The sequence below is a fragment of the Pseudogracilibacillus sp. SO30301A genome, assembly GCF_037072025.1.
GTDB lineage: Bacteria > Bacillota > Bacilli > Bacillales > Amphibacillaceae > Pseudogracilibacillus.
The window spans coordinates 1-25,975 of sequence record NZ_JAXHDD010000018.1 but is presented as its reverse complement, the minus strand read 5'-3'; the positions used below and the strand labels follow the sequence as shown (position 1 = coordinate 25,975).

Sequence of the window (25,975 nt, the reverse complement as noted above, 5' to 3'; positions counted from 1 at the left end):
AAATTAATTTTTTACGTATTCTTTGAATCTGAATTATATGGCCTTTGCGGGCATGATTTTCTATACAAGAGGCCAGCTAAATTAAAAGATGAACTGGAAGAAATAAAAAAATATGTATTAGATGAACAAAGTAATGTAACTTCTTATCATAAAAAGTGGGCAGAAGAATTAAAGGGAAAATATGAGATGAAAAAGGATGTAAATCATTTCATTGAACAAGAGCTGGGCAACAAATTTATACGTATTTTAGAAGATGCTGGAGTATTTAAACAAGATCAAAATGGGGTAACAGCATTTAAACGATTTATTCATACATTATAAAAGTGAGCAGATAAACGATGTTGAAAATAAAAAAGGAAAAAATCAATAATAAATGGCATGATTCACATTAACTAGTCATTCTAGGAGTGTCAGTTTTTTAAACTTTGGAGGTATCATTACGAAAATTTTGGTACCAGATAGATTTGGTTAAAGGAAACATTGTATTGCGTTATCAAGACTACAACAATTATAAAACAACCCCATTTTATTTAAGGGCAATAATCGGAAGGGTTGCAGGAAGAATTAAGAACGCGTCGGTTCAAATTAAAAACTTCGAATATAGATTAGATCAAAATTGAGGTTTCCACCATTTACATGGCGGCGAAAAAGGGTTCCATAATGTTTTATGGAATTGTAAACATTTAGATGACTTAATTCTTGCGAAAATCAATTACGAAGATTAAGTAAAACTAAAAACATGTCATAGCAAGCCCAAGCTGATTTGAAAGATGCAGTGATGGTAAAAATAAAAGAAACAGTTAAAATTTTAATAACAAACCCTGAATTGGCAGTTACGTAACTGCCAATTCAGGGTTTTAAACGGTAGTATTAAAGTTCTTCAACAAATTTTTTAGAGAATGTCACGGGCGTAAATTTTTCCGGCTTATGGTTATCATCGGAACCAGTTGGATCCCAAGCCCATCCAACATTTTTCTCTAATGAAATTAATTTTTCGTATCGTGCAAATTGGAATTTCCATTCGTCTCCTTCTTGTGGAGGTAAGGAACGTCCATTTGCTAACCACTTCATACCTTCCCAGGGGAATGCTAATTCGACTGTCCATCCTTTATCAATATGTGTATTATCGTTTACTTTTCCATCTATATGGACTGCCGTTTTTAAACCTGGGAAGTCCCAGTCTCTAAATGCCCATCTTAATCCTCTTGGATGCGTACCGTCCCAGAAATGTTTAGAAATACGGTCATGGTTTCCGCCAAATGTATATGCATCTCTTTCATGCACATTAAATTCTGGTACATCAAATTTTCCACCTTGTTTGTAGGCATCTTTCCAAATGAAAAATATTTCATATATAGTGTTTAAAGCATTAATTTCAAATTCATAATACGTGTTGCCACCATCAATAAATAGCTCGACATTGTTTTCATTGAATAGCAATTCATCTCGTTTTTTTAAAGTAGCTAATACATAAGGTTCTTCTACCCAATAACCAACGTATAAATATTCATCATCCCATAATACAGCTACTTTCGTATCGTATAATGCGGGCTCTCCGTTGATGATATCAACAAAGCGAGGGGATTTAGGAGCTAAAGCCCATGCCTTTTCGTTTAATTTTCCGTCAACTACAATTTTTTCTTTTGTACGGTATGCAGTATAAGTCAATGGTTAACTCCTTTCCTATAGACTTTAATGGATAAATCTAATTTAAAAATGATGCATTTATTTGATTTTAAATTTATGTGAAGGCAATCCTTTTGTATTTGTCTTTATACTGAATATACTCCCCGCAAGCGGTTGATTATTCAGTTCCTCTTCACTCATTCCAATTCGTGCAGTAGTGATATAGAGAATATCTAGATTCTTTCCTCCGAAGGTACAAGAAGTAACATATTTTGCGGGAACATTAATTTCCGCAAGAAGTGATCCATCTTTAGGGTTCCATCTTGTAACTTTCCCTGCTCCCCAACCAGCAATCCACAGCATACCTTCTTTATCAATTGTCATTCCATCGGGATCTCCAAACTTTGAAGGAAAGTTTATGATATCTTTCTTACCACTTATATCACCAGTATTTATATCAAAATCGAAACTTGTAATCTTTTTTGTTGGCGTATCAATAAAGTACATTTTTTCCCTTGATTCATCCCATGCTATTCCATTCGAGATAGTAACATTGTCGATCATTTTATTAACAGTAAAATCGTTATCTAATCGATATAAACTACCTGTTGGTTGAATCGGATTCATTCCCATAGTTCCAGCCCAAAATCTCCCTCTTGGATCACACTTACCATCATTAAATCTGTTTGTAGAAATATTTTTTTCGGGATCATGGATAGGAGTTAATTTTCTTGTGTTAATTTGGAAAAATTGAAATCCTTTTTCCGTTGCTAGCAACAAATCGCCGTTACTACAAACTGAAATAGCACCAACATATTGTCCGATTTCAAAACTTCTGTTTTTATTCGTTTCAGGATGATAAATATGAATTTTTTTCGCCAATATATCTGTCCATAACAAATATTGGTTTATTTCATCCCAACAGGGACCTTCTCCTAATAGTGCTTTTTCCTGAACAACCTCCGTTACTTCACTCATTTTTATGTTCCTTTCTAGCTTCCTTTATATTAGTAACAATAGAAGAAGCATTTTCTTGTATCCTTAATAAATCGTCTGTACCGTATGTCCTTTGCTTAAATACAAGCGAACCTCCAACGCCGACACCTAATACGCCGAGGTTTATAAATTCTGTTGCATTCACACTATTAATCCCCCCAGTAGGTAAAAGTGGAATATTTGGCAGTGGGTCGCGAATCGATTTGATGAACTTAGTACCTAATATATGAGCTGGGAAGAGCTTAATAACATCTGCGCCATATTGATGAGCTTCAACTATTTCCGATGGTGTAAATGCACCAGGGATAGATATTATATCATGTTGTTTAGTAGTTTCTATCACCTTTTTATTTACATTCGGAGATAAAATAAATTGTGCACCAGCTTCAATAACCTCCTCCGCCATTCTAGAATTCAATACTGTGCCAGCACCAATAGATAAATCATTTGTATGTAACGATCTTAGTTTTTCAACTACTTCACAGACATTTGGCGTGTCGACTGTGACTTCAATGGCTCTAACACCACCTTTTTTTAAAGCTTCTACCACACTATATATATAATTAGGCTGCAATCCTCGAATAATGGCAACAACTCCTGATTCGTTTAAAGCTTGTATTACTCCCATATTACATTCTCCTTATCGAATGATATCATCTTTATTGGAATTACTTATAAAATAGTTCAATTGTTCTTCCTCAGGTAATCCCTCCACATCGCCTGAAACAGTTACAGCCAAGGCACCCATTGCGTTACCTCTTTCAACAGCTTTTTTAATTGAAAATTTATTCAACAATCCTGAAAGAAATCCTGCTGCAAAAGCATCTCCGGCTCCAACCGGATCAACTTCCTCAACAGAGAAATTTTGGGTAAATCCTTTTTCCGTATTAGTGAAATAGTAAGTTCCTTTCGAACTATTTTTAATAATAACAATAGAAGGACCTTTATTAAGCAATGAATCACCTTGTTTTTGTATATCATTGGTTTCAAGTAAAAACTGTGCCTCTGAAACACTAGGCATGACAATATCTGACTTACAAGCAATTTCTAATAAAGTTTCTTTTGCTTTTTTATCCGACCATAGCTTTTTTCTTATATTGGGGTCAAAAGATACTTTTACCCCGCGACTCTTGGCGATTTCTATTGCTGTCATGACAGTAGAATAACAATCAGTACTTAAGGCAGGTGTAATACCCGTTATGTGTAAAAACTTGGAGTTCCCTATATATTCCTCATTAAGTTCCTCTGGCTTCATATAACTTGCTGCAGAATGGTTACGGTAATAATATATTTGCACATTATGAGCACTGGTTAATTCTTTAAAAAAGACTCCAGTCGGTCTAGTTTCATCTTCTATAACATGACTTGTATCAACACCTTCTCCTCTAATAAAAGATAGAATGGTTTTTCCAAATTCATCTTTTCCTACCTTGCTAATCCAACCTACCTGATGTCCTAATCTAGATAGCCCAATTGCAACATTAGATTCAGCGCCAGCTACTTTTCTTGTAAAGCTGGAAGAATGTCGCATTAACCCCATTGAGTCAGGAGTAAACAGTACCATTGATTCTCCTAACGTTATTACATCCATATGATATCATCCTTATCTCTATTGAATTAAACTAAAGTCAGCATATTTTAGAGTTGTATAGTCTCGAACTGACACCCCCATCAATAACGATATCTGCACCTGTTACCTGGATAGAGTGTTCTGAAGCAAGATAAATGCATAACTTTGCAACATCACTCGCATTATTTATTCGTTTAGTAGCGTGTAATCCAATTACTTCTTGTTCTACTTTTGCAGGATCCTTATATTGGTTTAGCCATGTTTGATAATGAGTGGTATCGGTAAAACCAGGACAAATAGTATTGACACGAATCCCTTTCTCTCCTAAACTTAAAGCCATACTTTTACTGAATCCAATTACACCGGCCTTTGCTGCGGCATATATCTCTGAATCTGGTAAAGTTGCAATCGCATGGTTTGATGAAATATTAATGATTGATCCAGATTGCTTTTCGACCATTTTTTCTGCAACATATTTACTACATAAAAACACACCTCTTAAATCAGTGTTTATTACTTGGTTCCAATCATCTAGACTAGTTTCAATCAAAGGTTTAAAGACAGTTATACCTGCATTATTTATTAGAGTGTCTATTTTCCCATATTGATCCATTACTTCTTCAACCATGTTTTTTATGTCACTATCGGAAGTTACATCAGTTTTAATAAAATAAGAGTTACCGCCTTTTTCACTAATTTCTCTTTCTACCCGTTTTCCTTCATCGATATCCACGTCTGTAATAATCACAGTAGCTCCATTTTTTGCAAATTCTTTCGCAATCCCTTTCCCAATTCCTCGACTTGCTCCAGTTATAATTGAAACAAAATTATCCAATATCATATAAGATTCCTTCCTTTATTGAGTATTATTTACTTAACTGCACCCGCAGTCATTCCTTGTACTAAATATCGTTGTAATAGTATAAAAACTGCTACCATCGGCAATGTGATTATAATGGAACCTGCCATCGCATCTGACCAGTAGTATTGAAATTCTCCAACATACGTAAGTAAGAAACCAGGCGGAACGGTCCTCATATCCTGACTACTTGTAAGGCTTAAAGCGAATAGTAAATTATTCCATGAATTTAAAAAGGAATACACTCCAACTGCTACAATACCGGGGCTAGTCAATGGAAGGATTACTTTCCATAACGTTTTAAATCTACTTGACCCATCAATCATGGCGGCCTCTTCCAATTCAAATGGGATTGTTTCAAAGAAACCTGACATCATCCAAATTGCAAAAGGTAATGAAAAAGATGTAAAAGCTAAAATTAATCCCAAATAGGAATCTAATAAATTCAATTTCATAAAAAACGTATAAATACCTACAATCATTAAAGATTGTGGAAACATTTGAGATACAAGAATTAGAATAAATAATTTATCTTTTCCTGGGAATCGTAATCTGCTAATTGCATATCCTGCTAATATTGCAGTAATAATACTTAGTATAGTAGTACCTAATGAGACAATTATGGAGTTTACAAAGTATGTTAAAAATCCTGTTCTATCTTTTAATTGATTGATGAAATTCTCCAGAGTAGGTGTTGTTGGGATAATTTCTGGAGGTACTTTAAAAGACTCCGTATTAGGCTTAATGGAAGTTGATAACATCCAATAGATAGGTAATAGTATAAAAAGAAGCATTATTATTAAAAGAGCAAAGAGTAAATACTTTTTCTTCCTTTTTATTTTGTTCATTTTTCATCACCTCTCATGGCTCTTATGTAAATCGTTGAAAATAAAAGTAGTAAAACTAACCAAACCAAACCAATTGCAGCAGCATATCCTACATCTAATCCCACAAACGCATTACGATATACATAAACTGACAGGAGCATAGTGCTGTTTAAAGGTCCTCCTTGTGTGGTCGTCCAGACTAAATCAAAATTATTAAAATTCCAAATAACCATCAAACAAGTTACAATTAATAGCACTCCACGAATGTTAGGAAAGGTTACAAAGAAAAACTTTTCAAATGATGAAGCACCATCAATTGATGCTGCCTCGTACTGATCTTGAGGAACAGTTTGTAAACCGGCAAGAATCATTAACATATAGAAAGGGACTTGATTCCATGTATTGGAAATGATGATAGCCCATAATGAATTTTTCTGTGAACCAAACCAATCCATTAAACCATTTGTTAATCCTAGATAATTTAATGCCCAGTTAATAATTCCTACTTGTGAGTTAAACATATACAAAGCTAATAACCCAACTACTACACCAGGGACTACCCAAGGAATTAATGCTAGTCCTCTAAAAAAGTTTCTAAACGGAATGTTTTCGTTTAATAGAAGAGCCAACAAGGTACCAACTATTAACCCTACAATGACTGAACACCCTACAAAGACAATGGTGTTTTTTAAAGAAATCCAAAATACAGGATCAAAAATTAACTTTTTAAAATTATCCAAACCTATAAAAGTAGATTGGTTTAAAGTAATTAAATTTGCTTTTTGAAAACTAAGTAATAGCGCTTGCACTAAAGGATAAAAAATAACTAATCCTAAAAGGAGGATGGCTGGAGTAATCAAAGCAATTGCAAATAATGCTTCTCCTCTTCTCCTTTTACTTGCATACTCACCAAAAGTTTTAGTATTCCAAATGAAATTCAATAAACTATTATTCTTCATGTTTCGTTGCCTCCCCTCTAATAATTCAGAGCTGCCATTAGGCAGCTCCCCTTATAATTAATTGTTCAAAATTTCTTCTAAAGATTTGTTAGCTGTATCCACAATATCATCTATCGAATCTTCTGAAAGGCTTGCTTTTTGCATTGCCTCAATAATGACTTGTTGAGCTTGACCATACTCAGGACCGTAAGGACCTCCAACCATAGTATCAAATACTTCATTATAATAAGCCTCAGTAATAGGATCCGATATTTCGCTTTGTGTGGATTTCAGAGCAGGAATAACTCCAGAAGGAATTTGATATTCGTTTGTTGAAACTTCACTAGTGACTAGAAATTCAATAAACTCCCATGCTAGTTCTTGATGCTTACTTCCAGCAGAAATTCCTAATTGATGAATATCAGCCAATGTTTTTGATTCGTCATTCACACCAACTGGAATCGTCGTAACCCCAAAGTTTTCATAAAATGCATCTCCAGAATAATCTGGGTTTAAGCTTTCTATAATCCCCTTTAAATATGGTCCATCAATTCTGAATACCATTTTGTCTTTAGCAGTTAATTCTCTCAGCTCTTTAATTTGTTGACCAACCGGTGTGTAATCATTGTCTACAACTTGCCTTAACCATTCCAATGAATTTTTAACTTCGTCTGAATTGAAATTAACCTCATTATTATAAAGTGGCTCAGCACCATGTGCATATAACCATGGCCAAAATTGCACTAAAGCGTAATCAATTAAAGTAGTATCAATACCTATTGGGTATACACCTTCGGAACCTAATTCATGTTTAATCTTTTCCATTGCATCGTTAAGTTCTTCTAAAGTTTTAGGTGGGTTATCTGGATCCAATCCTGCCTCTTCCATTAATTTCTTGTTATACCAAAAGGCATGTGGAGTTAACGAAAAAGGAACTGCATATAATGCATCTTCGTATTCGCCGGCTTCTAGTCCCCCCTCCCAGTTGTCTTCTAAGTATTCATCAGGAGCAAGTGAAGATAAATCTAATAATGCTCCTTGAGCACCTAATTCTTGAGACCATGGCCCGTTTAACATGGCAATATCAGGAGGATTACCTCCGGATGTCATTGTTAATAATTGTTGTCTCATTTGATCAAATGGAATAGGCATGTTCTCAATTTTTACATTTGGATGTTCTTCTTCAAAAGAAGCAATTACTTTTTCTATTCCCTCTGCAGTTGCTTCTTCGGCGGATACCCAATTTGCAAATGTTAGGGTAACAACATCTTCTTTGCCCTTCGTTGTTTGTGTATCTTTACTACTGCAGGCAATTAATAATAAAGCAACCATGAGTAAAACAGCGTACTTTTTTAACTTTACTAAATTTTCCATCCTTCTCCCCCTTATTTGATTTATAGAACAGCAAAGAATCTTAATGAACACCCCCTTTTTATATGAATCTTTTAAAAAATCAATCTGTAAGCGTTTTATCAGATGTTGATATATATTATACTAAGTTCACTTTACTAAATCAATGTATTTTTTGGATAAAATATTATATTTCAATATTTTAATGGAATTATTAAGGGGGAAATGTTATTATTACAGTATTAAATCGAATTATATATTAATGTCAAATTATTAAAGATTAATTATTTTATTTACTTTTATGAAAGAGTGATACCATGATAAGAAATAAAAAAATGGATAAGGAAAAAATGCGCCAGTCTAATTTGTTTTTAATCTTACGTATTTTGAAGGAAAGGGGATCGTTATCTAAAACAGACTTATCAAAAATAACAAAGCTAAGTCTTCCTTCTGTAACCAGTATTATTAATGAATTGGAAGAGTATAATTTAATTAGTTTATTAGGGCAAGCTCCGATTAAAAGAGGACGTTTCCCTATTAAATATAAATTAAATTCAAATGCATTGTACATTATTGGGGTTACAATTCAGTCCGAATCTATTAAATGTGTCATTATTAATTTAAATGGAGATATACAACATTACTTATCAATACCACTGCCTACAAATCATGAACCAGCTTATGTCCTTGATAAAGTAAGTAATTTAGTTCAGAAGGTTATAGCCGAATCAGGAATAAACCAGAGTAAGATTCTAGGTATTGGTGTTGGTATGCATGGAATTGTTGATCCTATTAATGGAGTTGCTATTTATCCACCTCATTTGGGCTGGGAACACATTCCTTTAAGTGAAATTCTTGAAGACAAATTAAATCTTCCCGTTTTGGTAGATAATGATTGTAATGTTTTAACATTAGCAGAACGATGGTTTGGTAAATGTATCAATTCAGATTCATTTATTGTTATGAATGTCGATTACGGTGTTGGATCGGGAATTATGGTTTCTGGAAACCTTTTTCATGGTACTAATTATGGAGGAGGCCAAATTGGGCATTTAACTGTTAGTGAGAATGGTCCAAAGTGTTCTTGTGGAAATTTCGGATGTCTCGAAACTTTAGTGAATGAAAACGCATTATTAAATGGTATAAATAAAAAGTTAAAACAAGGGTTTAATAGTGTGCTAGTTAGTTTAATGGATAATGGCATTTCATTAAAAGATATTTATGTTGCAGCAACAAAAGAAGATCAGCTTTCTATACAAACGTTAGAAGAGGCAGGACGTTATCTAGGTGTGGGAGTTTCTTCACTAGTAAACCTGTTTAATCCACAGCAAATTATACTGACTGGAAGTGTACTTGTAGGTGAAGAGTTTATTACAATTCCATTGAAAGACACTGTTAATAAAACCGCATTAAAAACGAATACAAAAAACTTAAAAATTGAAACATCTGATTTAGGTGATAAGGCTGATGTGATTGGAGCTGCTACTTTATGGGTTGATTCCTTATTTAATGGACATTTACAGATAGATGATTACTTTTCAAAGGAGGGTATAATGTAATGAAGATACTAAACTACAAATTATATAAGGTTCCTCCCCGTTGGTTATTTCTAAAAATTGAAACTGATAATGAAATATATGGCTGGGGTGAACCAGTAATAGAGGGGAAAGCAGATACTGTTGCAGCGTGCATCCATGAATTAATGACAATGTTAAAGGGAAAAGACCCATTACGCATAGAAGATCACTGGAACATGCTCTATCGTGGAAACTTTTATCGTGGAGGACCATTTTTGATGAGTGCCATATCTGGTATCGATCAAGCGTTATGGGACATTAAAGGTAAGTATTACGAGACTCCAATATATCAACTTTTAGGTGGAAAGTGTCGTGATAAAATACGTGCTTATTCATGGGTCGGCGGTGATAGGCCAGATCAATTAATTGAAGCTGTTGAAGCTGTTGTAGACAAGGGTTTCTCTGCAATAAAAATGAATGCTACAGAAGAATTACAAATTATAGATTCTTATTTTAAGATAGAACAAGTGATAAATAGAGTTGCAACTCTTCGGGAAAAGTTTGGCTATAGTATTGATATTGCAATCGATTTTCATGGTCGTGTACACAAACCTATGGCAAAAGTTTTGATAAAAGAATTAGAACCTTTTAAACCTATGTTTATTGAAGAACCGATTTTACCCGAGAATAATGAAGCATTAAAAGAGATTGCACAATTTACAAGTACTCCAATTGCAACTGGGGAGAGGATGTATTCAAGATGGGATTTTAAACATATACTCTCTTCGGGATATGTTGATATTATCCAACCTGACTTATCTCATGCTGGTGGTATAACAGAGTGTAAAAAAATAGCATCCATGGCGGAAGCATATGATATAGCACTTGCACCGCATTGTCCACTAGGACCAATTGCATTGGCAGCATGTTTGCAAGTTGACGCTACTTCATATAATGCATTCATACAAGAACAAAGCCTTGGTATACATTACAATAAAGGCAATGACTTACTTGATTACTTACAAGATCCTTCAGATTTTCAATATGAAGAAGGTTATCTTAACATTCCTGAAAAGCCTGGTCTTGGAATTGAAATTGATGAAGAATTTGTTAAGAAAAAAGCAAAGGAAGGCCATTCATGGAAAAATCCAGTGTGGCGTCATGAAGATGGATCAATAGCAGAATGGTAATTATAAACTGCGATATTTGTGGCATGAGAGTAGGTTAATTTCGAGTAGCCTATTAGTTATTATGACAGTTTTGAGTATGCCCGTTGGTATGTTAACTCAGTATTCAAGTCATGAAGAGGTTTTGGTTATTGTGACGCTAAAAACGTACCGAAGGATGATCTTATTTTTTGTAGTTTAAAATTTATTAAGTGATTTAACAAAAAAGAAAAAAGTAATTGTGAAAGGCTAAATCTCTTTCTTGTCAATAGCATTGTAATAATATGTAGCTTAAAAAAGATAATTTCTGCATTCAACAGGAGCTATCTTTTTTTGATTGTAGTAAATCGTAGTCTTTATTGAAGGTAGGAGTTCATACACCTGGAATGCAGGTGGTAGCAGTCAAGACAAAATATTTTGGTCTACATTAGCTGCATGTTTATCCGGGGAGTGAGATTTTAGGCGAAGAAATTGGAAAAAGCCAAAAGTGCCAATGTCATCATGTTAAGGGATCATGTATTGTTTTTGATAAGAAATTTTACGAATCAAAAATGCGCCTAGAAACGTTGAAAATGACGATCAAGAAATCCGCAGTTAGTTAATTAACAATCAGTGGAAGTGGGTAACGTATTTGTAATTACGGATTTGACAGTTAAAGAAATTATGGAACTTGAATACGTGACAGCCGATGCAGTAAAAGGATTGGGACTAGCAGTAAGAAAAAGATTGCGGTTAATGATATGTAGAGACGAATGTTGAAGTAAATGATAGGAAAAACGTTGGGATAGGAATGAGAAAAAGGTTCAAAAGGTAGTTTCCCTCTGTGGTGAATCCGGACGTTTATTACAGAGGGAAATTCATTTTGTTAAAGATTGATTGTTATAAGAAACGCAACGTCTTGTAGGGCTTTTTTATTGAGAGGAATAGCCTTTTTGTTGTAATATTTCATCTACCCATTTACGTTCCCAGTTTCCTGTTTTGCACATCTTATCTATAATTGACTTTTCTTTTTCTTGAATTAACTTTGTTTGCTCTAATACATCCACGGCATCTTCTTTTGGTACTACGACCACCCCATCATCATCTCCAACGATTATATCCCCAGGATTAACAGGTACTGTGCCACAACTGATAATCGTATTAATTTCACCCGAACCTTCTTTCAAAGGCCCACGTGGTGTTGCTCCTCGTGCAAATACAGGGAAGTCCATATTGTAAATTGCATGTACATCTCGAATAGGTGAACTTGTTACTATTCCGGCAATACCTTTAATTTTGGCATAGTGAGAAATGAGTTCTCCAATAATTGCATTTTCCTTCCCACCAAACGCATCAATAACAAGTACATCACCAGGTCGCGCTAAGTCTATTGCTTTATGAACCATTAAGTTATCGGTAGGATGAATACGAATGGTAAGTGCACTTCCTACTAAATGTACTCCCAGCTTGTTCATTGATTTAACAGTATAGTCCATTGATCGAAAGCGACCCATAACATCTCCAATATTTGCTGCAGCTAAATCTTTATATTCATCGAGTAGTTCCTTTGGCAACCTTTCGAAGTCTCTTATAATTCTTATATCTGAAACAGTCATTTTATTACTTCCTTTCAAATTTTAATAAAAATTCAATTGTAATTAGTCTATTATTTAAATACTGGTGTTTAAATAAGAAATAATTTTCTCTGCGGATTGAATTAGCGCTTCATTTTTAGCAGCATAAGAGATTCTTACAAATCCACTGCCAAAGTCCCCAAAGGCTGTACCAGGAACAACGGCTACTCCAGTCTTTTCTAATAAGTCTAATACAAATTCATCAGAAGATTTACCTGAAGATTCAATATTAATAAATAGGTAAAATGCACCTTTAGGGCATTTAATATTGAAAAAGTCAGATTGATTTAGAAGATTAACTAATAAATCTCTACGTTGATTAAATATGAGCCTCATTTCTTCAACTTCTTTATGTGCTTCTAGAATTGCAGTAGTTGCTGCATGTTGGCTAAAGGCTGGTAGACACGTTACATTATATTGATGAAGTCTTACTAGTCCATTAAATAATGGCTCTGCAGCATGTAGATAACCAACTCTCCATCCAGTCATGGCGTAAGCTTTTGAGAGACCATTTATTGTAATCGTTCTTTCATACATACCAGGTAATGATCCAATACTTATATGTTTCTCTTCGTCATAAGTAATTTTTTCATAAATTTCATCAGAGATAACTATTAGATTATGTTTGATTGCAATTTGCGAAATTTGTAATAAACTTTCGTAGTCTAACATCATACCAGTAGGATTACTAGGAGAGTTAAGAATAATTAAACGTGTTCTGTCAGTAATGCGTTTCTCTATTTCATCCGAATTAATTGTAAATGAACTGTTTTCAAAGTTAATTGGAAAATTTATAGGCGTGCCTCCAGCCAAGTTACAGCATGCTTCATAATGCGGCCACGATGGTGCAGGGACTAAGGCTTCCTCTCCAGGATTGAGTATTCCAACTATTGAAGCAAAAACTGCTTCGGTAGCCCCAGTCGTAACTAAAATTTCCTCAGGGGAAGCGTTTAAATTATTTTCAGTTTTTAACTTCTGTGCAATTGCTTTACGAAGTTCTATTAAGCCAAAATTTGAAGTGTAATGTGTTTCTCCTTTATTGATAGAACTAATTCCAGATGCTGTAATTAATTTTGGTGTAGGGAAATCGGGTTCTCCCAATATTAAATTATATACATCTAATCCTTGAGACTTTACTTGATTAGCCTTTTCGTAAATCTTACGAATGTTTGAAAATCCAACTGATTCCAAACGGCTGGCGGTATTGAGCATGATAAAACACTTCCTTTTTAATATTTTCTCTTAAACTGAATATAAGGTTAGAAGGAATATTTGTAAAATGAAATAATGTGGCATATAAAATCGATAAAGTTGATATTTAGAAAATGGTTTTGGGAAGGTGTTTGCGATAAAACAAAGAGGGTTGTATAATTCTTATCTGTAATAATATCTATCTTGGGTAAAAGAAGCGTTATACAAAGTCATTGTTATAGTAGCTATTTTACAAAATGCTTAAATAAATTAATATTCATAAAACTGTTTTTATAATTCAAATAAACCTATTTTACAATATTATATTCATCAAGTATGATTAATGTAAATATATTCATACTAGTTAATCTATTGCGGGAGTGAGAATGATGCGGTCATTTATTGATATTAATTCTGATATGGGTGAAGGGTTTGGTGCCTATACAATAGCTGACGATAAGAACCTATTAAAAGTGGTAAGTTCTGCTAATATTGCTTGCGGGTTTCATGCGGGGGATCCACGTATAATGGCTTCAACGGTAGAGAAGGCAATTGAAAATGGTGTTGGTATTGGAGCTCACCCATCTTTTCCTGATCTGAATGGTTTTGGTCGTAGGGATATGGATTTGACTCCATGGGAAGTAACGACAGATGTTTTATATCAATTGGGTGCGCTTAGTGCGTTTGTTAGAAGCTCGAATTACCGATTACAGCATATTTCACCACATGGTCGATTGGGGAATCTTTCTGTTAATAATCGTAATTATGCTGAAGCCATAGCAGAAGCAGTAATGTTGTTTGATCCTTCGCTTATTGTAATGACGGAGCCAGGTCAATTAGCAACTGTTGCGCAAGAAAATGGTTTGAAAATTGCTATTCAGATGTTTGCAGACAGATCATACAAAGAGGATGGCACATTAGTTTCCCGTATAGAACCGAATGCTGTAATTTATGATCAAGATGAGGTTGTCGCCCGTTGTGTCCGTATGGCGGTTGAAGGAAAGGTCCAAACTATTACTGGTAAGGATATCGAGGTTAATGGACATACTTTATGTGTTCATGGTGATACGGAAGGCTCCGTATTATTGGCCAAAAAAGTAAAACAAGCTTTACTTGAAGAAGGGATAGAAGTTAAGAAATTAGAAGATTGGCTATGATTATGAGTTGAATGGGAGGAGGATGGTACATTCTAGTTTTTTGTACCCTTGCATACTGGGATAAAGGAATGCAAGAGTACTATAACTATTCATTAAAAAAACTGCGACTATGGACAAATAATGGGAGATTCTTAAACGTATTTAAAATAACTCGAATTAATACGAAATATTGAATGTAACTTTAAATAATTACTGAGTTTATACAATTATCAAGTAATTTCAGGCTTTCGACAGCACTAGCTCTAGGGTTACGAGAGCGGATTTGATAGCATACTCGTTCCGGTGGTGGATCTTCTAAATAGTAAATCAAAAATTCACCTGTAGATTCAAGCTTCTTTGCCATTGATAGTGGAATTATTGCCCACTTTTTGTCATTATCCATAAATGTAAGGAGTAATTGTGCTGTGTCTAAATGAACAGTTGGATAATTTCGATCGCCTATCCATCCGTCATACCAGGCTTTAAAGGATGTGTTCCAATCAAAATATAATTGATATGAGGTATCTAATTCTTTATCTTTTAATATCTTACCATTTGATAATAATTTACCTTTACTTATAACTACCATTTTTTCACTGTAAAATTTTTTAATAATCATATTGGGCATTGGTTGTTCAAGATGGGAAAAAGCGATGTCTATTTCACCGCGCTCTAATAGTAGATAGAGTTCAGATGATTGTTGAGTACGGATTCGAATGTCAATTTTTTTCGAATGGGTAGTTAATAATTCAAAAACAGGAGGTAACACATAGTTTTGAATACTATCAACTGAACCAATCGATAGAGTCATATTTTGTTTACGGGTACGAATCTGAGTAGTTTCATGTACAAGATCTGACCATCTCTTAGCAATAGTTAAAAATTCCTGACCATCTGAAGTTAAAGAGAGCGTTCTCATCCCACGCCCACGATCAATCAAAGTCATACCCACTTCTCGCTCTAGTTGCGCAAGACGATGACTTAATGTTGATTGAGAAAGATATAAAGAATTGGCAGCATCGGTTAAGCTACCATGATGTACAACGGAAAGAAAAGCTTCAATTCCTAAATTATTCAAATGATGTGCACCTCCAAGTATCTGAATGATTAAATTATATTATAATGCATTCCGTTTTACAATTAATCTTGAACACTGTGGGGATTCCGATAAGTAAGTTAGTAGATAATAGGCTTTTAAATAGTAATAATCAAAGGTTAATATTATAAAATATCGAACATGATAAATAATGAGAGGATTGATTCATATTAATATTTGTATTTTGGATGGGTTTACACTAAACCCTGGTGATTTAAGTTGGAGTAAATTGGAGCAAGTTGGAGAAGTTGATATTTACGATAGGACGCCAGAAGAGCTTGTATTGGAAAGGTCAGTAAATGCAGAAATTATTTTAACAAATAAAACTCGATTAAGTAAAGAAACACTAGAAAGCTTACCTAATCTGAAGTATATCGGAGTATTAGCCACGGGTTTTGATGTTGTAGATATTCAAGCGGCAGTAGAATTGGGGATTACTGTAACAAATATACCTACTTACGGTACAAATTCAGTCGCCCAAATGGTATTTGCATTAGTGCTTGAACATTGTCATCATACACAGCGACATAGTGAGGCTGTTAGGGAAGGAGCCTGGGGAAGAAATCCTGATTGGTGTTTTTGGAACTATCCACTTATTGAATTGGCTGATAAAACGATTGGGGTAGTTGGATTTGGCCGAATTGGACTACAAGTCACTAAGATTGCCTCAGCTTTTGGCATGCGAATATTGGCATATGATCATAACCCTCGTGACATTGATTTACCGGGCCTCCAATGGGCGGAACTTTCAGAATTGATGAGAAAGTCGGATATTGTCAGTTTACATTGTCCATTAACTTCTGAGACGGAAGAAATGATAAATTCAAAAAAATTATCGATGATGAAAGATTCTGCTATTCTTATTAATACATCGAGAGGAAAACTTGTTAATAATAAGGATTTAGCTGACGCTCTTAATGCAGGCGTTATTGCTGGTGCGGGATTGGACGTATTAGATGTAGAACCACCATTAGATACAAATCCTTTATTAAGTGCTAAGAATTGTATCATCACACCTCACATATCCTGGGCAACGAAGGAAGCGCGTAGCCGCCTTTTAAATATGGCGGTTGATAACGTTACCTCCTTTTTGGTTAAGAATCCACAGAATGTTGTACGACCATAGTGCTATTCTAACTAATATATAATTCTAGTAAGCTATATGAAACAAGATATGTTTGTATCGATTAGTAACTAAAGTGATATTGTATTTTACGAAATTCCATTATGAAAGAAGGTTTACCCGCGTTGAGTAAAATGAATAGTAATACAATAGAAAAAGCTTTAATAAGTAAGGATACTTATCCACAATATTTTCCACTTGGAGACCAAGTAGTTATCGTTCAATATGAAAAGAAAGTGTCGATTGAATTAAGTCAGAACTTATTGTCATTTGCGGAACTTATTAAAGATGCGGATATTCAGGGAGTTACTCAAATAATCCCTACTTTTTGTAGTATAGCGATTCGATACAATCCACTTAAATTAAGTTATGATGAAATACTTTCCGAGTTACAAAAATTAAATGTGAACATTAAGACAGAAAAAGAAACGATAACGAAAACAGATAAAATAGTTCATATACCTGTATTTTATGGTGAGGAGTACGGTCCAGATCTAGAATATGTATCAGAGAAAACAGGGTTAACAACGTCTGAATTGATTCGATTGCATTCTTCCAATTTATATTATATTTATATGCTAGGTGTTATTGGCAGTTTTCCTTATTGTGGTGACCTTGATAAGAAATTGTCACTGAAGCGACGTAGCAGTCCTCGTATCAAAATCGAAAAAGGTTCTATCGTTATTGCTAATGAACAAACGATTATCGTATCACTCGAATCTCCAAGTGGATGGCATATTATCGGTCGAACTCCATTTGATACTTTTAAGCCTGAACAAAATCCTCCTAGTCCATTTGTAGCAGGAGATTTTATTAAGTTTGAACCAATCAGTAAAGAAGTAATGGAGAATTGGGATGAAAATATGCAAAGTGAGTGGACTAAAAGATGGAATTCTTAGTGGTAAAAAAATCGGGTATGTTAACGACCATTCAAGATACAGGAAGAATGTCTTACCAAAAGTACGGGATTTCATCTTGTGGGGCGATGGATAGTTTATCATTAAGATTAGCAAATATATTGGTAGGTAATGATGAAGGAGAAGCTGCAATTGAAATAACATTAATGGGTCCTGTTCTACAATTTATTCAAGATGGGGTAATTGCTATAACTGGAGCAAATCTCACACCTAAAATTAATGGAAAAGAAGTGCCTTTATGGCGTTCTATCTCAATATTCGAAGGAGATGTACTTAGTTTTGGAATGGCAAAAGAAGGTTGCCGCTCTTATTTGGCTATTGCCGGGGGAATAAATGTTCCTATTGTTATGGGTAGTCGGTCAACATTCATACGGGGAGATTTTGGTGGATTTGAAGGTAGGGCGTTAAAAGCTGGAGATGCAATTTCGGTTAAAGAATCAGGACAACATCTTGATTCTGTATTAGGGAGAGTTATACCTCCCAAATATACGCCTAATTATGGAGAAAAAAGGAAAATAAGATTTGTATTAGGGCCACAAGCTAACTCATTTGCAGCGGAAGTAATTCATCAATTTAGTTCAGATATATATGAAATTTTAAGTGAGTCTGATCGTATGGGCTATCGGCTGAAAGGACCAAAAATACCACATGAATCAGCTCCAGATATTATCTCAGACTATATTACTGCTGGTTCCATACAAGTACCAGGTAATGGACAACCTATTGTGTTAATGGCAGATTGTCAAATGACTGGAGGTTATACGAAAATTGGGGTAGTTATAGGTGTAGATATTCCGTACCTTGCACAACAAAAGCCAGGTGAATTGATCCAATTTGAAAGAGTCGAAATTAACGAAGCCCAATTATTATGGAAAAAACAAGAACAGTTCTTATCTACTATTAAAATGTATAATAAATAGTCATATAAAATGGATAAGCCCATAGCAGAATGTATATAATTAATTTATTTTTAAATTCCATTATAAGTGTAGCCTGGATTGGAGGAGAACAAAATAAAAATAATAATAGCCCCAGATTCACTTAAAGGTAGTATTACAGCTATTGAAGCGGCATTTTCGATAGAGAAAGGCGTAAAAAATGCATTTCCCGAAGCTGAAACTGTATTAATACCTGTTGCAGATGGTGGAGAAGGAACGATGGATACACTCGTATCAGCGACTAATGGGCGCGAAGTATCTGTGGGTGTAACTGGACCTCTTGGTCAACCAATAAATGCCAAATATGGAGTGCTTGGAGATAAGAAAACTTGTATAATTGAAATGGCAACTGCATCAGGATTGAACCTAATTAATGATACCGAGCTCAACCCTCTTAAAACTACAACATATGGAACAGGTGAATTAATAAAAACTGCGCTTGATGAAGGTTATAGAAATTTTATCATTGCACTTGGAGGATCAGCTACAAATGATGGAGGAGCAGGCATGCTGCAAGCTCTAGGCATACAACTTTTAGATGAAACAAACATAGAAATTGGGTTTGGTGGTGGAGAGTTAAATCAAATCCAAAAAGTGAACTTAGATAATTTTGATGAACGCATTTATGATAGCCAGTTTTTAATAGCTTCTGACGTTGAAAACCCGCTTCTAGGCGCAAAAGGTGCAACCTATGTCTTTGGACCACAAAAAGGCGCTACTGAAAAGATGATCCAAACATTAGAGAACAATCTTACTCATTGGGCGGAACTTGTAGAAAACTTAACTGGAAAACGCTTGCATGACTTGGAGGGCGCCGGGGCTGCGGGTGGATTAGGTGGTTCTCTTCAGGCATTTTTTCCTTCAACTATAAAAAGAGGTGTGGATGTTGTCATTGAATATGCTAATCTTGTAGAACATCTCGATCATGCGGATTTGGTGATTACATGTGAAGGTCAAGTAGATTTTCAAACCGTGTTTGGTAAGACTCCTATGGGTGTTGCTCAAGCAGCAAATACAAGAAATGTCCCTACAATTATTTTTGCCGGAACAGTGGGGGATAACATTCAAGCGCTTTATCAATATGGTGTCATCAGTGTTCATGGTATTATTAATCGGCCAATGTCACTAGAAAAAGCTATGAATAAAGCGAGCAAATTATTGGAGCAAACTGCTGAACAAGTTTGTCGTACTTACTTTCTAGATAAAACTGTAAAGAAGGATCATTAAATGTAAATACAGTTTTATCGACTTTTAAAAGATCATTAATTTGAATTTTCTCTTGTAAAAGTTAGTAAAACAGATTAAAACAGATATAGTAAGAGAGTTTTAATAACTAAATGTTCAGAATAAAAATACAGACCACTTTTCACAAATGTTTTTCTCTATACATTATAATTTTTTGAAACACTAAGGTTTTCCAAACTGAAGCGATTACACAATTTTATTTTCATCTAGAACACTTATATAACTTTTTATAGAGAAGTTTTTTGCTGTTTTTATACTAAGTTATTGTCATAAAACTGTCTGTATAAAATAATAAAGTATCTTTTTAATATTCATATAATTGGTATTAAATCACTAATAATTTAATTTTACAATATACAAAGCTAGTGTTATTATACTACTTACTATTAGCAAACACTTAATTTTTCAAAATGAATAAATTCATTGTTAAATATGAATAAGGGGGCTATCAAAATATTTAATGATTGATTTAGATTGCTTCAATAGAGGCATTATTTTTAATAGGAAGGAGAAAGCAGTATGGATTCTTTAGATGAAAAGTTTTTAAAATTAGGTGCTAAGAATGCACCTGGACAAGAAGTACGACATAATGACAGCGCTGTTAATTATAAAGGAAAACAGCTTACTGGAACACCAGTTGATTTTTCGCACGGTGATGTCGATGCTTTTACTCCAATTCCTGATACATTAGATGCCTTCAATGATGGAGTACGAATTGGTGGAGAACAGGCCTATACTGAATACCGTGGGAGTAAAACAATTAGAGTTGATGTAGCACGAAAGCTAACGAACTTCACTGGTGTATCGACAGAGATAAATGCAGATGAAAACCTTATACTTACCCCTGGTACTCAAGGAGCGTTATTTTTGGCAATGGGATCTACCGTTACTAAAGGAGATAAAGTTGCAATCGTAGTTCCAGACTACTTCGCAAACAGAAAGTTAGTTGAATTTTTCGAAGGTGAAATTGTTCCTATTGAATTGGACTACATCAAAACGACAGAACGTGCAGGGATAAATTTAAATCAGTTAGAAGATGCATTTAAGTCAGGAGTTAAACTTTTTATATTTTCTAATCCTAATAATCCAACGGGAGTAATATATTCACAAGATGAGATTAGAGATATAGCGACACTTGCACAAAAATTTAATGTTATGGTTATTGCAGATGAATTATATTCTCGTCAAATATTTGATGGAAAAGAGTTTGTTCATTTATTCGCTCAAAATATTATAGACAGAGACAATATAATTACAATTATGGGTCCTTCTAAAACGGAGTCTCTCAGTGGCTATAGATTAGGTGTTGCATTTGGATCAGCTAAGATTATTGATAGGATGGAAAAATTACAAGCGATAGTGTCACTACGCACAGCTGGTTATAATCAAGCAGTAATGAAAAAATGGTTTGCCGAACCAGAGGGTTGGATGGATAAAAGAATCCTACAACATCAGGCAATTAGAGATGATTTAATATCAAAATTACGCTTCTCTTCCGGATTTGAGGTTAGACCTACTGAGGCAGGAAGCTATCTTTTTCCAAAACTGCCCAATATAGATATCTCTCTAGAAGAATTAGTTAAAGTTCTCCGTCTAAAAGCTAGTGTCATAGTAACACCGGGGACAGAATTTGGATCACAATTCACTAATAGTTTTCGGATAAACTTCTCACAAGACCATCAATCTGCTGTTTCTGCAATCGATCGTCTTATTAAAGTGGTAGAGGAATATCATAAATGAATAGAGACAAACAACAAACTAAAGTCTTAGCTCAAGGGAAGTATCTTCTAGCGACCCGATTCGGATCAATCGTTTATATTGCTGGAATGACCCCAAGAATAAATGGGGAGTTAATCCAAAGTGGAAAAATTAAGATGAATGAATCACTTGAAACTTATAAAGACTCAGTTAGACAGGCTACAGAGAATGCATTATTGGCAGCCGAAAACACATTAACAAAACAAGAGAAGTTAGAAAAAATACTTAATCTGAACCTTTATATAAATGCAGAGGACACATTTACATCACATTCTTTCGTAGCTGATTATGCATCCGAATACCTTTTTGAACGGTTAGGTGAAATGGGGATTGGAAGTCGGGTAGCAATTGGTGTTGCATCATTACCTAATAATGTCCGATTGAAATACAATTAGTTGCTTTGATTTCTCATAATGTTGTAGAAACCTGAGGAACAATCCAAGTTAATGAAAGCGTGTACAGCGGCGTCGTATGAAAATAAAAAAATATACACAAGGAAACTCTGAACTAAATCTAGATCCATTTAAAGTGAGCGATTACATATTTTAGACTTCATACATTACCAGTAAACATTGCTCTATCGAGTTTATAGAAAACCCAAAAAATAAGATATCATAAATTGGTTTTCTGTCTAAAGAAACATATCACTTTTTTGCAGAAAATAAAGTTTAAAGTCTCATTAGATAGTAATAATACCGGGATTCATTGGAAAAAACTAACCGCATTAATTTTTCTCCGCAACAGACATTGAATAGAGGGATTATACTAGGTTTAGTAACACCACCTGGCAAACAATTTACACCGTGGTTGAGGGGGGCGATAGGTTATCCAATAAAATCCAATGATTTAGTTCCACTCATTTAGATATAACTGGACAAATGCAACCTAACGACAACGTTCAATTTCATTTTTGTCGACAAATAGGCAGTACAAATCTATCGGCAAAGAGAGGAATATATTGATCAACTATTTTATAAAAGTTGTAGCTTAAATAACTTATAAAAAAGGGGAGAGTTATAAGTGAGATATTTATCAAAAAAGATAAGTTTAACTGTAATGTTAATTACAATTTTAGTTCTAGCAGGATGTGGTGGATTAAATGAGCCTGATGCAGCAATAAGTAAGAAGTCTAATAATAATTCAGAGGCTGTGGTTACTCTTAAACTAGGACATGTATTTGCCGAAGATGATGTAACACATAAAAGTAGTGTTAAACTTGCAGAACTAGCGGAAGAATATAGTGACGGTGAAATCAAAATTGACGTATATTCTAATAGTCAACTTGGAGAAGAAAGAGAACTAGTAGAAGGAGTCCAAATGGGAACTATTGATATAGGCCTGGCATCTAATGCAATTGTCACTAATTTTATTCCATCGCTTGTTTATTGGGATCTGCCGTATATTATCGATAGTACAGAACATTTGGAAAACCTCGAAGAAAGTGAAGTAATTGATACTCTAAACGAAGAATTTGAAGAAAATAATTTAAAGAATTTAGGAATTCAATATGGAGGATTCCGTCAAATCACTAACTCTGTGCGACCAATTGAGTCAATTGAGGATTTTAAAGGAATTAATATTAGACTTTTAGAAAGTAAAGTAATGCTTGATACATTTGAAAGTCTACCAGGGATTAGAACATCTAATATGGCATTTTCAGAGCTATATTCGGGATTACAACAAGGTGTTGTAACAGCGCAAGAAAATCCTATTAATTTAATATACAGCATGAAGTTTTTTGAAGTCCAAGATTATCTATCATTAACGAATCATTTTTACACGACGAGGTACTTTTTGATGGATTCAAATAAGTTTAATGACTTATCGGAAAAGCAACAAGAAGCGCTAACAAAAGCATCAGCTGAAGCTATGGACTATCATAAAGAAGAACTATTTAACGATGAACAAGAAATTTTACAAAAATTAAAAGATGAAGGTATGGAAGTAAATGAAGTTTCTGACGATTTCGTTAATGAGTTCAGAGAAATCATGGAGGAAGAGGTTTATCCAGAATTTTATAGCGAAATTGGAAATGGAAATGAAGAGGAAGGTAGTGAACTAGTACAGAAAATAATTGAATTAAGATAGAAATTGTACTTAATTTAAACTCACCACTTTATTTAGCTCAAAAGTGGTGAGGATTGTATATTTTTATTAAACATGAATTAAATTAAGAACGCTAAAGAAGGTGAGTGCTATGAAACAAATAGAGATTGTATTTAAGTATATTGCTGTCACATTAATGGTAGTAATAATAGTAACCGTATCATTACAAATATTATCAAGAGAACTTATCTACTTTCCTGCAAGTTGGACTCAAGAAGTAGCTAAATTTTCATTTATATGGATGACTTTAATAGGTGCGGCGTTAGGCATTAGAAATGGCTCACATGTAAGTATAGATATACTGGTAAGTAATTTAACGTTAAAACTTCGTACCATTATTTCGTATGTAATAGAATTAGGTATTATTTTTTTTATGGTCGTTCTATTGTACCAAAGTATAAAATTTATTGCAGGATCACAAGGTCAAACATCACCAACTTTGGGGGTACCTGTAACCTATATATATTCAGGTTTGATTTTATTCTCGATCTTGTCTCTCATATTTTCTATCGAAAGAATAATAAATGTTAGAAAAAATATAAATAACGATTTAATGAATGAGCAAAACGATTATTTGAATTAATTATTTAAACTATGGAGGTGAACGAATTTGATAATAATACTTCTTGTAACTTTTTTACTATTAATTATTATTAATATTCCAATAGTATTTTCATTAGCATTAGCGTGTTTATTCGCATTATTATATGATTCTGGAATACCATTAACAATCATTCCACAACGAATGTTTAATGGATTGGATTCTTTCCCGTTATTAGCAATACCATTTTTTATCCTTGCTGGAGCAATTATGGATAGAGGTGGTGTTTCGGTCAAAATTATTAATTTAGCAGATAAGCTAGTAGGACATATTCGTGGTGGATTAGCAATGATAACCGTTGTAGCATCAATGATATTCTCCTCAATGACGGGATCTTCAACTGCTGCTACAGCTGCAATAGGTAAAATCGTAGTGCCTCCTATGAATAAGAAAGGATACTCAAGAGGGTTTTCAGCAGCATTGGTGGCTGCTTCGGGTTCTTTAGGTTCCGTTATACCACCAAGTATTACCTTGATTATATTTGGAGTTGTTGCAAGTGCATCGATAGGGAAGTTGTTAATTGGTGGGCTTTTACCCGGTATTCTATTGGGAATATCTCTCATGGTAGCAAGTTATATTATTTCAGTTATTAAGAAGTATCCTGCAGAAGAGAGAAGCTCCTTGAAAGAACTTGGAAAATCCTTTGTTGATGCAATCTTAGCTTTGTTAATGCCTATCATTATGCTTGGAGGGATTATGTTAGGTATATTTACCGCTACAGAAGCAGCAGTAGTGGCAATTGTTTATGGTATGGTAGTAGGAATGTTTATATATAAAAAATTAAAAATAAAGGATTTACCGGAAATATTTTATGAGACAATATTGATCTCATCTATGGTTGTGCTAATTATTGGCGTTGCAGATCTTTTTGGGTGGTTAGTTACTTCTCAACAGTTACCACAATTAATTGGCGGATTCATAACATCACTTACGACCAATCCATATTTAATATTATTAATTATTTTATTGTTTTTACTGTTTGTTGGATTATTTATGGAAGCGGCTGCAGCTATTATTATATTAACTCCAGTTCTGTTACCTATCACTAATTCAATGGGAGTAGATCCAGTCCATTTTGGAGTAATTATGATTGCCGCTTTAGCAATTGGTGTTATAACACCTCCAATGGGAGTGAACTTGTTCGTGGCGAGCGCAATTACTAATTTAAATATAAATATAGTTATTAAGCATATTTGGCCATTTGTATTGGCATTAGTTATCGCACTGTTTGTAATTGCTTATGTACCCGTAATTACAACTTGGCTTCCATCATTTATTGAATAAATTCCGTTAATCATTTAATTATTTTTAAATGGAATATTAAAGAGAGCTTTCAATGAATACGTTAGAGGAAAAGTAGAATATTTTATTAAAAATGGATTCAATATAGTGCAGTATTTCA

24 protein-coding genes are annotated in these 25,975 nt (G+C 34.1%); 13 read left to right on the top strand and 11 right to left on the bottom strand.

The genetic code is table 11. From position 1 onward, the window contains the following. The first annotated feature begins 186 nt into the window (after nucleotides 1–186). Entirely contained in the window at nucleotides 187–321 is a 135-nt protein-coding gene (locus SPD89_RS10640) for a hypothetical protein (protein WP_336261928.1), read from the top strand. Between the two features lie 549 nt (nucleotides 322–870). Here SPD89_RS10640 and SPD89_RS10635 read toward each other — a convergent pair. Genes SPD89_RS10635 through SPD89_RS10600 form a run of 8 tightly spaced genes read right to left on the bottom strand, consistent with a single transcriptional unit; the run spans nucleotide 871 to nucleotide 8,190 of the window. After that, the gene (locus tag SPD89_RS10635; RefSeq protein ID WP_336261927.1) at nucleotides 871–1,668 is read right to left on the bottom strand and encodes a carbohydrate-binding family 9-like protein; all 798 of its coding nucleotides are present in this window, start codon (nucleotides 1,666–1,668) and stop codon (nucleotides 871–873) included. 57 nt (nucleotides 1,669–1,725) lie between these two features. After that, nucleotides 1,726–2,604, bottom strand: a complete 879-nt coding sequence (locus SPD89_RS10630; RefSeq protein WP_336261926.1) for an SMP-30/gluconolactonase/LRE family protein — start codon at nucleotides 2,602–2,604, stop codon at nucleotides 1,726–1,728. Then, nucleotides 2,597–3,250, bottom strand: coding sequence for a bifunctional 4-hydroxy-2-oxoglutarate aldolase/2-dehydro-3-deoxy-phosphogluconate aldolase (locus SPD89_RS10625; RefSeq protein ID WP_336261925.1), 654 nt, complete (start codon nucleotides 3,248–3,250; stop codon nucleotides 2,597–2,599). Before SPD89_RS10625 ends, SPD89_RS10630 begins: the two co-directional genes overlap by 8 nt. A 12-nt stretch (nucleotides 3,251–3,262) precedes the next feature. Further along, nucleotides 3,263–4,213 carry a sugar kinase gene (locus SPD89_RS10620; RefSeq protein WP_336261924.1) on the bottom strand — a complete coding sequence of 317 codons (951 nt, stop codon included), beginning with the start codon at nucleotides 4,211–4,213 and terminating at the stop codon, nucleotides 3,263–3,265. Between the two features lie 37 nt (nucleotides 4,214–4,250). Beyond that, nucleotides 4,251–5,033, bottom strand: a complete 783-nt coding sequence (locus tag SPD89_RS10615) for an SDR family NAD(P)-dependent oxidoreductase (RefSeq protein WP_336261923.1) — start codon at nucleotides 5,031–5,033, stop codon at nucleotides 4,251–4,253. A 29-nt stretch (nucleotides 5,034–5,062) separates the two neighbouring features. Then, complete coding sequence (locus tag SPD89_RS10610; RefSeq protein WP_336261922.1) at nucleotides 5,063–5,899, bottom strand: carbohydrate ABC transporter permease; 837 nt, start codon at nucleotides 5,897–5,899, stop codon at nucleotides 5,063–5,065. Then, complete coding sequence (locus tag SPD89_RS10605; protein WP_336261921.1) at nucleotides 5,896–6,837, bottom strand: carbohydrate ABC transporter permease; 942 nt, start codon at nucleotides 6,835–6,837, stop codon at nucleotides 5,896–5,898. The genes SPD89_RS10610 and SPD89_RS10605 overlap by 4 nt, the downstream gene beginning before the upstream one ends. Before the next feature lie 57 nt (nucleotides 6,838–6,894). Continuing rightward, nucleotides 6,895–8,190, bottom strand: coding sequence for an ABC transporter substrate-binding protein (locus tag SPD89_RS10600; RefSeq protein ID WP_336261920.1), 1,296 nt, complete (start codon nucleotides 8,188–8,190; stop codon nucleotides 6,895–6,897). Between the two features lie 293 nt (nucleotides 8,191–8,483). Between SPD89_RS10600 and SPD89_RS10595 the strand changes: the two genes are divergently transcribed. Next, nucleotides 8,484–9,725, top strand: a complete 1,242-nt coding sequence (locus tag SPD89_RS10595) for an ROK family transcriptional regulator (protein ID WP_336261919.1) — start codon at nucleotides 8,484–8,486, stop codon at nucleotides 9,723–9,725. Next, nucleotides 9,725–10,873: a galactonate dehydratase gene (dgoD, locus tag SPD89_RS10590; RefSeq protein WP_336261918.1), complete on the top strand. Its 1,149-nt coding sequence runs from the start codon at nucleotides 9,725–9,727 to the stop codon at nucleotides 10,871–10,873. Before SPD89_RS10595 ends, dgoD begins: the two co-directional genes overlap by 1 nt. Nucleotides 10,874–11,760: 887 nt before the next feature. Here the strand turns inward: dgoD and SPD89_RS10585 are convergent. Both SPD89_RS10585 and SPD89_RS10580 read right to left on the bottom strand, forming a co-directional pair. Then, entirely contained in the window at nucleotides 11,761–12,444 is a 684-nt protein-coding gene (locus tag SPD89_RS10585) for an RraA family protein (RefSeq protein ID WP_336261917.1), read from the bottom strand. A 54-nt stretch (nucleotides 12,445–12,498) separates the two neighbouring features. Beyond that, on the bottom strand, nucleotides 12,499–13,674 hold the full coding sequence (locus tag SPD89_RS10580; RefSeq protein WP_336261916.1) for a pyridoxal phosphate-dependent aminotransferase: 1,176 nt from the start codon (nucleotides 13,672–13,674) through the stop codon (nucleotides 12,499–12,501). Nucleotides 13,675–14,042: 368 nt separating this feature from the next. Between SPD89_RS10580 and SPD89_RS10575 the strand changes: the two genes are divergently transcribed. Continuing rightward, on the top strand, nucleotides 14,043–14,810 hold the full coding sequence (locus SPD89_RS10575; RefSeq protein ID WP_336261915.1) for a LamB/YcsF family protein: 768 nt from the start codon (nucleotides 14,043–14,045) through the stop codon (nucleotides 14,808–14,810). 181 nt (nucleotides 14,811–14,991) lie between these two features. Here SPD89_RS10575 and SPD89_RS10570 read toward each other — a convergent pair whose 3' ends face one another. Next, nucleotides 14,992–15,867 (bottom strand): LysR family transcriptional regulator, encoded by an 876-nt coding sequence (locus SPD89_RS10570; RefSeq protein ID WP_336261914.1) that lies wholly within the window; start codon nucleotides 15,865–15,867, stop codon nucleotides 14,992–14,994. A 178-nt stretch (nucleotides 15,868–16,045) separates the two neighbouring features. Between SPD89_RS10570 and SPD89_RS10565 the strand changes: the two genes are divergently transcribed. The 9 genes from SPD89_RS10565 to SPD89_RS10525 all read left to right on the top strand — a co-directional run bounded on the left by SPD89_RS10565 (nucleotide 16,046) and on the right by SPD89_RS10525 (nucleotide 25,857). After that, on the top strand, nucleotides 16,046–17,011 hold the full coding sequence (locus tag SPD89_RS10565; protein ID WP_442961123.1) for a D-2-hydroxyacid dehydrogenase: 966 nt from the start codon (nucleotides 16,046–16,048) through the stop codon (nucleotides 17,009–17,011). Between the two features lie 131 nt (nucleotides 17,012–17,142). Then, the gene (pxpB, locus tag SPD89_RS10560) at nucleotides 17,143–17,907 is read left to right on the top strand and encodes a 5-oxoprolinase subunit PxpB (protein WP_336261970.1); all 765 of its coding nucleotides are present in this window, start codon (nucleotides 17,143–17,145) and stop codon (nucleotides 17,905–17,907) included. After that, entirely contained in the window at nucleotides 17,895–18,845 is a 951-nt protein-coding gene (locus SPD89_RS10555) for a biotin-dependent carboxyltransferase family protein (protein ID WP_336261913.1), read from the top strand. The genes pxpB and SPD89_RS10555 overlap by 13 nt, the downstream gene beginning before the upstream one ends. 93 nt (nucleotides 18,846–18,938) lie before the next feature. Then, complete coding sequence (locus SPD89_RS10550; RefSeq protein WP_336261969.1) at nucleotides 18,939–20,090, top strand: glycerate kinase; 1,152 nt, start codon at nucleotides 18,939–18,941, stop codon at nucleotides 20,088–20,090. 537 nt (nucleotides 20,091–20,627) lie between these two features. Next, nucleotides 20,628–21,848, top strand: a complete 1,221-nt coding sequence (locus SPD89_RS10545; protein WP_336261912.1) for a pyridoxal phosphate-dependent aminotransferase — start codon at nucleotides 20,628–20,630, stop codon at nucleotides 21,846–21,848. Further along, complete coding sequence (locus tag SPD89_RS10540; RefSeq protein ID WP_336261911.1) at nucleotides 21,845–22,261, top strand: RidA family protein; 417 nt, start codon at nucleotides 21,845–21,847, stop codon at nucleotides 22,259–22,261. Before SPD89_RS10545 ends, SPD89_RS10540 begins: the two co-directional genes overlap by 4 nt. 625 nt (nucleotides 22,262–22,886) lie before the next feature. Continuing rightward, a complete protein-coding gene (locus SPD89_RS10535) occupies nucleotides 22,887–23,954 on the top strand; it encodes a TRAP transporter substrate-binding protein (protein ID WP_336261910.1) in 1,068 nt (355 codons plus the stop codon). 109 nt (nucleotides 23,955–24,063) lie between these two features. Continuing rightward, the gene (locus SPD89_RS10530) at nucleotides 24,064–24,555 is read left to right on the top strand and encodes a TRAP transporter small permease (protein ID WP_336261909.1); all 492 of its coding nucleotides are present in this window, start codon (nucleotides 24,064–24,066) and stop codon (nucleotides 24,553–24,555) included. Between the two features lie 27 nt (nucleotides 24,556–24,582). Then, the gene (locus SPD89_RS10525) at nucleotides 24,583–25,857 is read left to right on the top strand and encodes a TRAP transporter large permease (protein WP_336261908.1); all 1,275 of its coding nucleotides are present in this window, start codon (nucleotides 24,583–24,585) and stop codon (nucleotides 25,855–25,857) included. The last annotated feature ends 118 nt before the right edge of the window (nucleotides 25,858–25,975 follow it).